The sequence below is a fragment of the Thiorhodococcus drewsii AZ1 genome (assembly GCF_000224065.1).
Lineage (GTDB): Bacteria > Pseudomonadota > Gammaproteobacteria > Chromatiales > Chromatiaceae > Imhoffiella > Imhoffiella drewsii.
This window is the reverse complement of sequence record NZ_AFWT01000004.1, coordinates 115,287-127,761: the sequence shown is the minus strand read 5'-3', so window position 1 is coordinate 127,761 and position 12,475 is coordinate 115,287. Positions and strand designations below refer to the sequence as shown.

The window sequence follows — 12,475 nt, the reverse complement described above, 5'->3', positions numbered from 1 at the left end:
CACTGTTTGGCCACGAATCCCGTGCTGTCACCGAGCCGAGCCGGAGCAGCATGTGAGTTTGGCTGTGCCCCAAAGGACGCTGGTCTCCCCGCATGCGGCGCAATACGCCGATCGCTATTGCGCCCTACGCGGGCTTTCTCAATCTCCGCGAATCGCGAAGTTTGCGAACCGGTTTTTATCAATCAATCCGATCCGCTCGTCCATCCCCACCAAAGACCCCTGCAGCGTTTCATCCAACGCTCGATCCGTATCGCACCCCTGAATGCAGTACTGCGTCACACCCGCATCGGCGATCGCATGCGCAAGTTCGGCGATCTGCTCGGGTGTCCAGTTCGGCATCAGGGTGGTGCGGACCTCCATCGGCACGCGGGCGGTGAGCAGGAGGTCCAGGCTCTCCCAGGCGCGCTGGCCGGAGTTGGCGACGCCGGTGATGGCTGGGTAGTCGTGGGGCAGGGCCTTGATGTCGAGGCCGACCCAGTCGATGAGCGGAAGCAGGTCGCGGAGACGATCTGGGTAGGCGCCGCCGGTATGGAGTCCGACCTTGAATCCGAGCGCGCGGGTCTCTTGCATGGCCGCGCCGAGGGCGCTCTGTGCGGTGGGCTCGCCGCCGCTGAAGACGACGCCGTCGAGCAGACCGATGCGCTGTTCGAGAAATCTGCGGATGTCGGTCCAGTGGATGAGTCCGGGGGCGCGGGCGTCGAGCAGATCGGTGTTGTGGCAGTAGCGGCAGCGCCAGGCGCAGCCTTGGCAGAAGACGACGGCGGCCAGTTCGCCGGGGTAGTCGATGGTGGTGAGTCGGGTGAATCCGCCGATGCGCAAACGGTCGGCGCTGGAGATGTGCGCGGCTGTCGATAGCGCTTCGAGGTCGGGTGTGGGCGTCTGCTGCGTTGAGGGGCTGACGGGGTGGCTCATGTGATCGGGTACTGCCTGCCTCGTGGAGGCTGGTTATGAATGAGCGCGGGGTCTGTCTTTGCTCGGGGGTAGGCCGTCTTTAGAGTTCGGCCTGCTTCCCTATCTTCTGGTTCGCCCCCTGAGCGCATCGCGATAGCCCATCCCTGGGTAGTGACGATTCGGGATCGGAACGTGACGATGTTCCTATGATTTCCTGTCGCCTACAGCCGTTGAAAACGGCGACGCATCGCGGGGGAAAAGGGGACTTAGGCGGCCAACTGCTCGCGGCGCTGCACCGAACCCTTGGGCTGTTCGTTGAAGTAGCAGCGTTCGGCATGCTCGGCGCGCTTGCCGTTGTTGAAGGCGGAGACCGGGCGGTGATAGCCCATGACGCGGGTCCAGACCTCGCAGGGGGTGCGCTCTTCGTTGCTGAGTTGGGTGCGTGCGTCGTTCATGTCAGTGATTTCCTTAGTTGGTGCGTTTTGGTTGGCGACTCGATGGTCGGTCAGGCGTGTGCTTCGTTGGCCGTGGTCGTGGTGTCGGCCTGCTTGCGCGCGATCAGCTCCTTGTCGCAGATCGGGCAGAAATGGTGCTCGCCGGCGATGTAGCCGTGTTTGGGGCAGATGGAGAACACCGGCGTGATGGTGATGTAGGGCTGGCGGAAGTTCTCCAGCGCGCGGCGCACCAGACGACGGCAGGCATCCGTGGATGAGATCTGCTCGCTCATGTAGAGGTGCAGCACGGTGCCGCCGGTGTACTTGGTCTGCAGATCCTCCTGCATGGCCAGCGCTTCGAAGGGGTCGTCGGTGTAGCCGACTGGTAGCTGCGAGCTGTTGGTGTAGTAGGGGGTCTCCCGGGTGCCGGCCTGGATGATGTCCGGATAGCGCTTCTGGTCCTCGCGGGCGAAGCGGTAGGTCGTTCCCTCGGCCGGGGTGGCCTCCAGGTTGTACATGTTGCCGGTCGCTTCCTGGAATTCGAGCATGCGTTCGCGGACGTGATCGAGCAGTCGGCAGGCCAGCGCGTGGCCGTTCGGGGTGGTGATGTCGTCCGCGTCGCCGCTGAAGTTGCGGACCATCTCGTTGACCCCGTTGATGCCGATGGTCGAGAAATGATTGCGCAGTGTGCCCAGATAACGCTTGGTATAGGGGAAGAGCCCCGCGTCCATGTGGCGCTTGATGACCTTGCGCTTCATTTCCAGGCTGTTGCGAGCGATGTCGAGCAGCTCGTCGAGCCGCGCCATCAGTCCGGCCTCGTCACCCTTGTGGGTATAGCCGAGACGAGCGCAGTTGATGGTGACCACGCCGAGCGATCCGGTCTGTTCGGCCGAGCCGAAGAGTCCGTTGCCGCGCTTGAGCAGCTCGCGCAGATCGAGCTGCAGACGGCAGCACATGGAGCGCACCATGTTGGGGGTGAGCTCGGAGTTGATGAAGTTTTGGAAGTAGGGCAGGCCGTACTTCGCGGTCATCTCGAACAGCAGTTCGGCGTTCTCGCTCTCCCAGGGGAAGTCCGGGGTGATGTTGTAGGTCGGGATCGGAAAGGTGAAGATCCGGCCCTTGGCGTCGCCCTCGGTCATGACCTCGATATAGGCTCGATTGATCATGTCCATCTCGGCCTGGAGGTCGCCGTAGGTGAAGGGCTGCTCCTCGCCGCCGATCACGGGCACCTGCTCCTTGAGGTCGTCCGGGCAGACCCAGTCGAAGGTCAGGTTGGTGAAGGGCGTCTGGGTTCCCCAGCGTGACGGCACGTTGAGGTTGTAGATCAGTTCCTGGATGTACTGCTTGACCTGCTTGTAGGGCAGTTCATCGACGCGCACGAAGGGCGCCATGTAGGTGTCGAAGCTGGAGAACGCCTGGGCGCCGGCCCATTCGTTCTGCAAGGTGCCGAGGAAATTGACGATCTGGCCGATCGCCGAGGACATGTGCTTGGGCGCGCTGGCCTCGACCTTCCCGGGTACGCCGTTCAGCCCCTCGTTGAGTAGGTTGCGCAGCGACCAGCCGGCGCAATAGCCGGAAAGCATATCCAAGTCGTGTATGTGGAGATCGCCTTCGCGATGGGTCTGACCGATCTCGGGCGGGTAGACATGGCTCAACCAATAGTTGGCGATCATCTTGCCCGAGGTGTTGAGGATGAGCCCGCCGAGCGAGTAGCCCTGGTTGGCGTTGGCGGCGACGCGCCAGTCCGAGCGGTCCAGATATTCGCTGATGGAGGCGGTGACATCGACCAGGACGCGGGTGTCGGTGCGCAGCTTCTTGCGTTGCTCGCGATAGACAATATAGGCGCGCGCAGTCTCGAAATGGTTGGCCGAGATCAGGGTCTGCTCGACGACGTCCTGGATGTCCTCGATTTCGGGAAGGCGTCCGTCGCCGAAACGATGCGCCAGCACCTTGACGATCTGAGCGGTCAGCAGACCGGTCTCCATCTGTCCAAATTCTCCCGTTGCCTGTCCGGCGCGCAGGATCGCGGATTCGATCTTGGAGGCGTCGAAACGGACCTCGGAGCCGTCGCGTTTACTGACGCGTGTCGGCAATGTTGGAAAGATTGGTTGACCGGTGCCCATGGAGACTCTCTAAAAAAGGTGACGCTATATCTTGTTGGCGCAAAGTTTAACGTCAACTAGATGGTGTGTCGACTGGGTATTGCATTCATTGATCGAGATCAACCCGGACGCATCCGCATCTTGCGCTCGGGCGGGCCTGGTCTTCGGTGGCATGTTCTGCTGGTGGCTCGGTGCGGTTGCCGTCATTCGGTTGGCGGATATGGGTTCGAGTCCGTCAACGTCTTGCGGATCCGTTATTTGCGACTAGCCTTGAAAGAGCTTCCTTCCGATGGCGTCCTCCATGGCGCGCCGTTTTTCACGCTGATCCCATCATTACCGAGCGACGCACCTTAGGGTCATAATTATGAAAAAACCAAGCTTAAGGGTAGGGTTTGAGGCTGTCACAACGATCGGCGCGACAGGTCTTGTTGCCTTGGCCGCCGTCGTTCCCGGACCGAGCCATGCGGATGCAATGCTGTTTCCCGTGATGACACGCAGCCCGACGGTGGCGACTATCGTGTCGGTGGTCAACAAGGATCCCCAGGGGGTGGTGAATCTCAATTATTTCACCAAGTCGGCAGACCTCGCCTCGCCCTGTATTGACGAGGGTATCAAGCAAGTGTCCGCATCCGGTCGTGCAAACGATATGTTGACGTTTGATGCCTCCGGTGTCTTCCTGTCCAGCGAGGGTAGCGGACCCCTGTTCAATGATCCGCAGATGCTGGCTCCCTATGGAGGCGTTCAGTTCAGCACCACCAACACGGGTCTGGCATCTCTACCTGATCGCGCGCGACGCGCATGTCTATCTGGCGTTCAGCGCCCGCAGCGCCCAGCAGACGAGCCAGCCGCGCAAGAACCACGTCTATTTCACCCGCTCATCGGATGGCGGTGTGAGCTGGGAGCCGATCCGGCCTTTGCGCCACTATCCATTCGACATCACTCAGGACAACTTTCCCCAAATGGCGTTGGGGCAGGATGGTCAGGTCGTCGTGGCCTGGAACGATTACCGCAATCTTCGCGGGGATCTCTACTACAACCGCTCGGCCGATGCGGGTTCGACCTGGCTGGAGCAGGATGTCCCAGTGGACGCCCCGGGCCGATTCGAGGACGTGCTCTTTCCCTTCGTCGACAATCTGCGTGCCTCGGGTCCTGATTTATGGCTGATTGGCTCGCGCTACCGCACCGACGACCTGGCCATACCGGACCTCTATCTCTATGACCTGCCTGCCGACTCGACCATTCGGGAGTCGTCAGACCAGAAACCCGCAGCCGACAAGGCGCGCCTCGAAGCGCGTGTTGCGGATTTCTGGGGCGCTTTGGTCAAAGGCGACTACGAGACGGCCTATGCCTTGTTCGATCCCTACTTCCGCCGTCGGATGCCTGTGACCGATTATGTCGGGCAGTCGGGGCGGGTCAAGCAGTGGGATTTCAAGATCTTGGATGCCCAGATGGAAGGGAAGGTGGCGCGTGTCGCCGTGGAGTTTAGCTATGAGATTCCGGCGTTGAAGCTTCCCCGGGGGGGAACCTATTCCAAGCCACCGACTCTGACCCGAAGCGAGGAAACCTGGATTTTCATCGACGGCGACTGGTACAAGGAATATCGAAACGAGGTTGGCGATTTCTCCTTCACCCGCTATTGAGGACGCAGATGGGCAGTACGTCGCCCCGGTGCGGAGGGTTGACACTAAACCGCTGTTTTAGCAGGATACGCGCCCTTGCTACCCCAATCTCGATCCTGATTTGGGATTGACGACCCGTTGCTTACCCCCATCCAAGCCTGTATGAAGGCCCTCGACCCACTGCCTCCGATGGCGGATTTTCATGCCCTCTAAGCTCTATATTCAAACCTTTGGCTGCCAGATGAACGAATACGACTCGGCCCGCATCGCGGACGCCTTGCACGAGTCGATGGGACTGGAGCTGACCGAGACGCCCGAAGAGGCCGACGTGCTGCTGCTCAACACCTGCTCGGTGCGCGAAAAGGCGCAGGAGAAGGTCTTCTCGCAGCTCGGACGCTGGCGTCCCTGGAAGGCCGCTCGCCCCGATCTGGTCATCGGCGTCGGCGGCTGCGTGGCGAGCCAGGAGGGCGAGGCCATCCGCGATCGGGCGCCCTACGTGGATCTGGTGTTCGGTCCCCAGACCCTGCACCGTCTGCCACAGATGCTCAAGGACCTGCGGGCAGAGCGGCGCGCTCAGGTCGACGTCTCTTTCCCCGAGATCGAGAAGTTCGACTGTCTCCCGGCACACAAGGCCGAGGGTCCGACCGCGTTCGTTTCGGTGATGGAGGGCTGCTCCAAATACTGTACCTACTGCATCGTGCCCTTCACGCGTGGCGAGGAGATCAGCCGTCCGCTCGACGATGTGATCGCCGAGGTGGCCGGTTTGGCCGAGCAGGGAGTGCGCGAAGTCAATCTCCTCGGACAAAATGTCAATGCCTATCGTGGTGAGATGGCGGATGCTGAAGGCGAAACGGGCGCTCTCTCCCTGCTGATCCGCTATGTCGCGGCGATCGAGGGCATCGAACGCATCCGCTTCACCACCAGTCATCCGGTCGAGTTCTCGGACGACCTGATCGAGGTCTTCGCCGAGGTGCCCGAGTTGGTAAGCTTCCTGCATCTGCCGGTGCAGTCCGGCTCGGACCGCATTCTGGCTGCCATGAAGCGTGGTCACACGGCCGCTGAGTATGCCGACAAGATCCGCCGTCTGCGTCTGGTCCGTCCGGACATCAGCATCTCCTCGGATTTCATCGTCGGCTTTCCGGGCGAAACCGAGGAAGACTTTGCCGATACGCTCGCTCTGGTCGACGAGATCGGTTTCGACCACAGCTTCAGCTTCGTCTATAGCCGACGTCCGGGCACCCCGGCGGCCGACTATTCGGACGACGTTTCGCTGGCGGTCAAGAAGGAGCGTCTCGAGCGTCTGCAGCAGCGGATCAGCACCAACGCGCAGCGCATCAGCCGGCAGATGGTCGGTACGGTGCAGCGCGTGCTGGTCGAGGGACCTTCGCGCAAGGATCCCGCCCAGCTTTCCGGCCGAACGGAGAACAACCGGGTGGTCAACTTCGATGGCCCTTCGGATCTGATCGGCACCTTCGTGGACCTCAGTATCAGCGAGGCCCTTCCCAATTCACTTCGCGGACATCTGACGTCCTGAGTCCCATTGTCTACTCAACCTGAAACGCTGGACCTACAGCTCGCGCCCGAGGACAACGCGCGTCTCGCCAACCTCTGCGGCCAACTCGATCAACACCTGCGCCAGCTCGAACGCCGGCTGGGCATCGAAATCAACAATCGCGGTCTCTCCTTCCGTCTCGTCGGCGAGCACCCCTCGGTCATGCTCGGCGAGCGCCTGCTGCGCGACCTCTACGCCGATACGGCGAACGAGGTGCTGACGCCGGAGAAGATCCATCTCGCGCTCCAGGAATCCGGAGCCGATGGGCTGGCGGAGGAGGTCGAGGGGCGTCTTCCCGAGGTCGTCATCAAGACCAAGCGCGGGCTCATTCGCGCGCGCGGAGCGAATCAGCAGGAATATCTCCACGCCATTGTGCGCAATGACATCAACTTCGGGGTGGGGCCAGCCGGTACCGGCAAGACCTATCTCGCGGTCGCCTGCGCGGTCGAGGCTCTGGAGTCGGACCGGGTGCGGCGTCTGCTGCTGGTGCGTCCGGCGGTCGAGGCCGGCGAGCGGCTCGGTTTCCTGCCCGGCGATCTGGCGCAGAAGATCGATCCCTATCTGCGTCCGCTCTACGATGCACTGTTCGAGATGCTGGGCTTCGAGAAGGTCACCAAGCTGATCGAGCGCAACGTCATCGAGGTCGCCCCGCTGGCCTATATGCGCGGACGCACACTCAACGACTCCTTCATCATCCTCGACGAGGCCCAGAACACCACGCCCGAGCAGATGAAGATGTTCCTGACCCGCATCGGCTTCGGTTCGACCGCCGTGATCACCGGCGATATCACCCAGGTCGATCTGCCGCGTGGCCAACTATCGGGGCTGCGTCAGGCGATCGATATCCTTCAGAACGTGAATGGCATCAGCTTCACCTTCTTCAGTGCGCGCGACGTGGTGCGTCATGCACTGGTTCAGCGCATCGTCAATGCCTATGACGCCTTCGAAAATCCGCCGCCACGCGGTGCCGGGCAGGAGGAGCAGGCATGAGCGTCTTCGTGGACGTGTCGTTGGATCTGGATCTGCAGGTGGCGACCGACTGCCCGGATCTGCCCTTGCCGCCCCAGTTCGAACGCTGGGCCAAGGCCGCATTGGTCGGGCGTCGGGAGCGTGCGGCCATGACGATTCGGGTGGTGGATCCGGACGAGGCCGCCGCGCTGAATCTGCAGTACCGGGGGCGCGACTATGCGACCAACGTGCTGTCCTTTCCGTTCGAGCTACCTCCCGGCGTGGCCTCCGAGGCTTCCATCGCCGACCTCATCGGCGATCTGGTGATCTGCGCCGATGTGGTGCGGCGCGAGGCCCTGGAACAGGGCAAGGAACCGCTCGCCCATTGGGCGCACATGGTGGTGCATGGGGTCTTGCATCTTCTTGATTACGATCATATTACCGACGAGCAGGCGGACGAGATGGAGACGCTGGAAACAGACATCATGCGCGGGTTAGGATTCGCGCCTCCCTACGAAAACCAGGTTGACCTGGAGGATCATTGACACCTCATGGCGAGCGATCGATCTAGCGAGGGTTCGCGTTCACGCAATTGGCTCGAACGACTTGGCCATTTGCTTGGAGGCGAACCACAGGACAAGGAGCAACTCGTGGAGTTGCTGAAGGACGCCCGGGAACGGGAGCTTCTGGACACGGATGCCTTGAGCATGATCGAGGGCGTCTTGCAGGTATCCGATCTGCGCGTCCGTGACATCATGATTCCGCGCGCTGAAATGGTGTCTCTGAAGAGGGACGACTCTCTGGAGCGGATTCTCCAGATCGCGGTCAAATCCGCCCATTCACGCTTTCCGGTCACTGGCGACGACAAGGGCGAGGTGGTCGGGATCCTTCTGGCCAAGGACCTGCTCTCATTCTGTCTCAACTCGGGGCGTCGTGCCTTCAACATTCGCGATCTGCTCCGCTCCGCCGTCTTCGTCCCCGAGAGCAAGCGTCTCAACGTCCTGCTCAAGGAATTCCGTGCCAGCCGCAACCACATGGCGATCGTCGTCGACGAATACGGCAGCGCAGCCGGACTCGTGACCATTGAGGACGTGTTGGAGCAGATCGTCGGCGAGATCGACGACGAGCACGACTACGATGAGGGGTCGGGTATCTTCCAGCGCGGCGAGAACGAATATAGCGCCAAGGCCCGCACCGCCATCGAGGACTTCAACGAGTATTTCGGCAGCGATTTCTCGGACGAGGGCTTCGATACCATCGGTGGTCTGGTGGTCAACGCCTTGGGGCACCTGCCGAAACGTGGCGAATCGGTCGAGCTCGGTCGATTCTGTTTCACGGTGATGCGCGCCGACAGCCGTCGCGTGCATCTTCTGAGCATCGAGCGCCTGGATGCGCCCGACTCCGAGCATGTCTCGGAGGACGAAGACTAAGCTTAAGTAGGTGCGAATACATTCGCGCCTACGAAAAACCGAGACGTCTCGGTCGCGTGCTCGTCGCTCCCTTCCTCAGGCCGTCGCCTCTCTCCAGGCGACGCGCCAGTTGTCCCCACCTGTTCCTTCGAGCGTCAGTGCCGCCGCGAGTCGCGGCAGCAGCGTCTTGAGGCGCTCTTCGAACCGCCAGGGTGGATTCACCAGGGCCATTCCCGACCCATGCATGCCGAAGTCCCGCGTCTGGGGGCTAACCGAGAGTTCTGCGATCAGCACACGGGGGATGCTGTCGAGGAGTCCACGCAGCAATGTCTCCGATTGATCGCGGTCGAGCCCCAGTCTGGGGTACCAGATGGCGTAGACGCCCGTCGGCCAACGCGCATGGGCGGCAGCGAGACAGCGGGCGACCTCCGCGTAGTCTGTCTTGACCTCGTAGGGTGGATCGATCAGAGCCAGTCCCCGCGCCGGCTTTGGCGGTAGCAGTGCCGGCAGCCCTTCGAATCCATCGCGATGATGGATGTGGACCCGTGAATCCCCATCCAGCGCGGCGCGCAGTCCGTGCACCTCGGCCTTATGCAATTCCATCAGGATCAGCCGGTCGTCCGGGCGCAGCAGTCGACGGACCAGCTCGGGCGAGCCCGGGTAGCGGACGTAACCGCCGTCCGGATTGAGCGCGGCGATACTGTCGAAATAGCCCGCGAGTTCGGGAAGGTCGTGGCGCATGGGCCAGAGATGGCCGATGCCGTTCGCGAATTCGCCGGTCTTGGCGGCCTGCTCGCCGTCCAGGTCGTAGAGACCGGCCCCGGCGTGAGAGTCCAGATAGACCAAGGGTTTCGGTTTGGCGGTGAGTGTCTCGATCAGAAGTGCGAGGACGCCGTGCTTGAGGACGTCCGCGTGATTGCCGGCGTGAAAGCCGTGCAGATAGCTCAACATGTGGATCCGCTCCGCGTGTGATAGGGGGGGACGTTCTGGGTGCGTTCCGTCAGCCGCGTTGGCGGAATTCGAGTCCACCGATGGCGATGAAGACCTCGCGCAGGAAGAACAGCAGCGCCACGATGAAGGCGAGCATGGCCACCACGAAGAAGAGGGCGACGAACAGGGAGACGTCGAAAGAGAGAAAGGATCCGATGAACAGCATGGCGATGATGGCCGAAACCAGCAGTGCGGTGAGGGTGCAGAGGCCGATCGATACGGTGATGAAACGCCCTCGGCGCGAGAGGTGCCTGAGTTCGTCCTCGGCGCATTTGGCGTCCATGGACCCGTCGGCGGCGGAGGCTTCGACGACGCGCCCTCGGTCGACGATGCGTCCGAGCCGGCTCGTCATGACGGACAGCATGCCGCTGATGCCGGTGATGAGGAAGACCGGTGCGACCGCGAGCTGTATGACGTGCGCGGCCGTGATGATGTGGGTTTCTTGCAGCATGGAATGGTTCGTCGGGAATGAATGAGAGGCCTCCCGGGGCCGCCGATCATCCGACGGCCCCGGGACGGCGCATCATACCCGGAACCGGCTGATGACCTGGGACAGACCTTCGGACTGGCTTGCGACCATGTTGGTGCTCTCGGCGTTGGTGTGGGCGGCCTCCGCCGAGCGCTCGGCGACGTCCCGAATGGCGACCACGTTGCGGTTCACCTCCGAGGCGACATGGCTCTGCTCCTCGATCGCAGCGGCGATCTGGGTGCTCATGTCGAGCACCGAGGACACGTCTGCGGCGATCTCGGCCAAAAAGGTTCCAGCCTGGGTGGCCTGAGTCGCGCTTTCCTGTCCTTCCGTATGGCAGTGGTCGATGAGCTGGACGATGTTGTCCGTGGTCTGGTTCAGGTTGGCAATGATGCCCGCGATCTCCTCGGTGGCGGTCTGGGTGCGCATCGCCAGCGTCCGGACCTCGCCGGCGACGACGGCGAAGCCGCGTCCCTGCTCGCCGGCGCGGGCGGCCTCGATGGCGGCGTTGAGCGCCAGCAGGTTGGTCTGCTCGGCGATGCCCCGGATGACGTCGAGTACAGAGCCGATGGTCGTTGCGCTCTGCGCCAGTTTCGAGGCTGCCGCGTTGGATTCCTCCAGCCGTTGCGACAGCAATTGGATGCGCCGGATGGTCTCCTCCACCTGATGATGGCTCTGTTGGGTGTTCTCGCTGGTGCGGCGGGTGCGTTCGGCGGCCATCTCGGTATTGCGCGCGATCTCCTCAATGGTTGCGCCCATCTCGGTGATGGCGGTCGCCAGCTGGTCTGCTTCCGCGAGCTGTTGACGTCCTCCCTCAGAGGTCTCGTCGGCGTTGGCCGAGAGTTCGGCGGTGATTTGAGTGAGGTGATCGACCGCGTCCCGGCATTGCTGGATGACCTGACGCATGCTGGCGAGCATGGAGTCGAATCCGCGCCCCATCTGGGCCAGCTCGTCCTTGCCTTCGAGGCCGAGTTTCAGCGTCAGGTCGTGGTGTTCCGCGATGTCGTTGATGACACCGATCGCCCGCCCCAGCCCGCGATCGAGGCTGCGCACGATCCACCATGTGAGCGAGGCGACGCCTAGCGTGACCAGGAGCGAGAGTGCCAGCAGTCTCCAAACGATGGCGCTCCCTTCCTTCTTCAGCGTCTTTTCGAGATGGTCCGCGAGCCCGCCGAGCAGGGAGGAAGTCTTCTGCATCCTGGCGGCGAGCTCGGCTCGGATGCCCTGATCGGGGGCCAGGCCGACGCGCTCCTTCGCCTCGACCAGCGCAAGGAAATCCTGACGATAGCCCGTCAGCGTGGAGATCAGCTCCTGGTCGTTTCCGGCTAGATCGATCAGATTGCGGTAGTCCTTTTCGAACTTGTCGACGTACTTGGTGTTGGATCTCAGCATGAAGTCCTTCTCGTGCCGTCTCAGCTGTAGGATCCCGGCTAGGAGGTCGTCGCGCTGGCGGGCGTCGACGCTCTTCTCCGCCTGGTGCACGGCCTCGCGAAGGCTGCCGTAGAGGCCGGATTCCGGATCGAAGCCGATCGTTCGATATTCTCCGACCAGTTGCTCGAATGTCTTCAGATACCCATCGAAGGCGTCCTTTAAGGCATCGAGATCGCTGGCGTCCAGACCTTTACCTGTACCTGCGATTCTGTCGCGCAGCTCGGCGAGATGTTCGTCGAACTGGGCGGCCTCCTGGCGTAACTGCTTGGGATGCGTTTCGTCGAGCTGGATCAGGAACGCCTGCTGATCGAGACGCGTATGCAGCAGGTGCTGGTGCAGCTCGTACGCGATTTCCTTGGCTGCGTCGAGCCTATTCAGCTCCGTCCAAGACCACCAGACGCCGAGCATCAGAATCAGCAACGCGCCGACCGACAATGCGGACAAACTGTAGAGTTTATGGCGAATGAGCATGGAATCTCCTTACGTATCTCGATACGGGGCATGGCTCTGATCCTGATCGGCGGCCCCCCCGAGTCTGATCCGGGAGGGCTGTCCAAGGTGCAGGGTTGGACGACCGCGATCATTGACGCAGCCGGATAAGTGCGTGTTAGGGCGCGCATGAGCGCTGCC

At 62.2% G+C, this 12,475-nt stretch carries 11 protein-coding genes; 5 read left to right on the top strand and 6 right to left on the bottom strand.

The genetic code is table 11. The features are described from left to right. Window positions 1–138: 138 nt before the first annotated feature. From THIDRDRAFT_RS04000 to THIDRDRAFT_RS03990, 3 genes are all read right to left on the bottom strand, one after another. Window positions 139–912 carry an anaerobic ribonucleoside-triphosphate reductase activating protein gene (locus THIDRDRAFT_RS04000; protein ID WP_007039523.1) on the bottom strand — a complete coding sequence of 258 codons (774 nt, stop codon included), beginning with the start codon at window positions 910–912 and terminating at the stop codon, window positions 139–141. Window positions 913–1,157: 245 nt separating this feature from the next. Beyond that, on the bottom strand, window positions 1,158–1,346 hold the full coding sequence (nrdD, locus tag THIDRDRAFT_RS27070) for an anaerobic ribonucleoside-triphosphate reductase (protein WP_007039522.1): 189 nt from the start codon (window positions 1,344–1,346) through the stop codon (window positions 1,158–1,160). A gap of 50 nt (window positions 1,347–1,396) precedes the next feature. After that, complete coding sequence (locus THIDRDRAFT_RS03990; RefSeq protein ID WP_007039521.1) at window positions 1,397–3,448, bottom strand: ribonucleoside triphosphate reductase; 2,052 nt, start codon at window positions 3,446–3,448, stop codon at window positions 1,397–1,399. 686 nt (window positions 3,449–4,134) lie between these two features. On the opposite strand from THIDRDRAFT_RS03990, the gene THIDRDRAFT_RS03985 reads away from it, so the two are divergent. From THIDRDRAFT_RS03985 to THIDRDRAFT_RS03965, 5 genes are all read left to right on the top strand, one after another. Beyond that, complete coding sequence (locus THIDRDRAFT_RS03985) at window positions 4,135–5,067, top strand: beta propeller repeat protein (protein WP_007039520.1); 933 nt, start codon at window positions 4,135–4,137, stop codon at window positions 5,065–5,067. Between the two features lie 181 nt (window positions 5,068–5,248). Continuing rightward, window positions 5,249–6,580: a tRNA (N6-isopentenyl adenosine(37)-C2)-methylthiotransferase MiaB gene (gene miaB / locus THIDRDRAFT_RS03980; protein WP_007039519.1), complete on the top strand. Its 1,332-nt coding sequence runs from the start codon at window positions 5,249–5,251 to the stop codon at window positions 6,578–6,580. Between the two features lie 6 nt (window positions 6,581–6,586). Beyond that, window positions 6,587–7,588, top strand: a complete 1,002-nt coding sequence (locus THIDRDRAFT_RS03975; RefSeq protein ID WP_007039518.1) for a PhoH family protein — start codon at window positions 6,587–6,589, stop codon at window positions 7,586–7,588. Continuing rightward, window positions 7,585–8,091, top strand: a complete 507-nt coding sequence (gene ybeY, locus THIDRDRAFT_RS03970) for an rRNA maturation RNase YbeY (RefSeq protein ID WP_007039517.1) — start codon at window positions 7,585–7,587, stop codon at window positions 8,089–8,091. Before THIDRDRAFT_RS03975 ends, ybeY begins: the two co-directional genes overlap by 4 nt. A 6-nt stretch (window positions 8,092–8,097) precedes the next feature. Continuing rightward, entirely contained in the window at window positions 8,098–8,976 is an 879-nt protein-coding gene (locus THIDRDRAFT_RS03965; RefSeq protein WP_040843851.1) for a CorC family transporter, read from the top strand. 75 nt (window positions 8,977–9,051) lie between these two features. Here the strand turns inward: THIDRDRAFT_RS03965 and THIDRDRAFT_RS03960 are convergent, their stop codons facing one another. The 3 genes from THIDRDRAFT_RS03960 to THIDRDRAFT_RS26110 form a co-directional block, all read right to left on the bottom strand. Then, the gene (locus THIDRDRAFT_RS03960) at window positions 9,052–9,906 is read right to left on the bottom strand and encodes a 23S rRNA (adenine(2030)-N(6))-methyltransferase RlmJ (RefSeq protein WP_007039515.1); all 855 of its coding nucleotides are present in this window, start codon (window positions 9,904–9,906) and stop codon (window positions 9,052–9,054) included. 49 nt (window positions 9,907–9,955) lie between these two features. Further along, the gene (locus tag THIDRDRAFT_RS03955; protein ID WP_007039514.1) at window positions 9,956–10,396 is read right to left on the bottom strand and encodes a DUF2721 domain-containing protein; all 441 of its coding nucleotides are present in this window, start codon (window positions 10,394–10,396) and stop codon (window positions 9,956–9,958) included. A gap of 72 nt (window positions 10,397–10,468) precedes the next feature. Then, entirely contained in the window at window positions 10,469–12,316 is a 1,848-nt protein-coding gene (locus tag THIDRDRAFT_RS26110; protein ID WP_007039513.1) for a methyl-accepting chemotaxis protein, read from the bottom strand. Between the last annotated feature and the right edge of the window lie 159 nt (window positions 12,317–12,475).

What these genes read in the sequence shown, in the direction of transcription:
- THIDRDRAFT_RS04000 (WP_007039523.1), bottom strand. Translation starts at nt 912, where the DNA reads ATGAGCCACCCCGTCAGCCCCTCAACGCAGCAGACGCCCACACCCGAC.
- miaB (WP_007039519.1), top strand. Translation starts at nt 5,249, where the DNA reads ATGCCCTCTAAGCTCTATATTCAAACCTTTGGCTGCCAGATGAACGAA.
- THIDRDRAFT_RS03985 (WP_007039520.1), top strand. Translation starts at nt 4,135, where the DNA reads ATGATCCGCAGATGCTGGCTCCCTATGGAGGCGTTCAGTTCAGCACCA.
- THIDRDRAFT_RS03965 (WP_040843851.1), top strand. Translation starts at nt 8,098, where the DNA reads ATGGCGAGCGATCGATCTAGCGAGGGTTCGCGTTCACGCAATTGGCTC.
- THIDRDRAFT_RS26110 (WP_007039513.1), bottom strand. Translation starts at nt 12,316, where the DNA reads ATGCTCATTCGCCATAAACTCTACAGTTTGTCCGCATTGTCGGTCGGC.
- ybeY (WP_007039517.1), top strand. Translation starts at nt 7,585, where the DNA reads ATGAGCGTCTTCGTGGACGTGTCGTTGGATCTGGATCTGCAGGTGGCG.
- nrdD (WP_007039522.1), bottom strand. Translation starts at nt 1,346, where the DNA reads ATGAACGACGCACGCACCCAACTCAGCAACGAAGAGCGCACCCCCTGC.
- THIDRDRAFT_RS03955 (WP_007039514.1), bottom strand. Translation starts at nt 10,396, where the DNA reads ATGCTGCAAGAAACCCACATCATCACGGCCGCGCACGTCATACAGCTC.
- THIDRDRAFT_RS03990 (WP_007039521.1), bottom strand. Translation starts at nt 3,448, where the DNA reads ATGGGCACCGGTCAACCAATCTTTCCAACATTGCCGACACGCGTCAGT.
- THIDRDRAFT_RS03960 (WP_007039515.1), bottom strand. Translation starts at nt 9,906, where the DNA reads ATGTTGAGCTATCTGCACGGCTTTCACGCCGGCAATCACGCGGACGTC.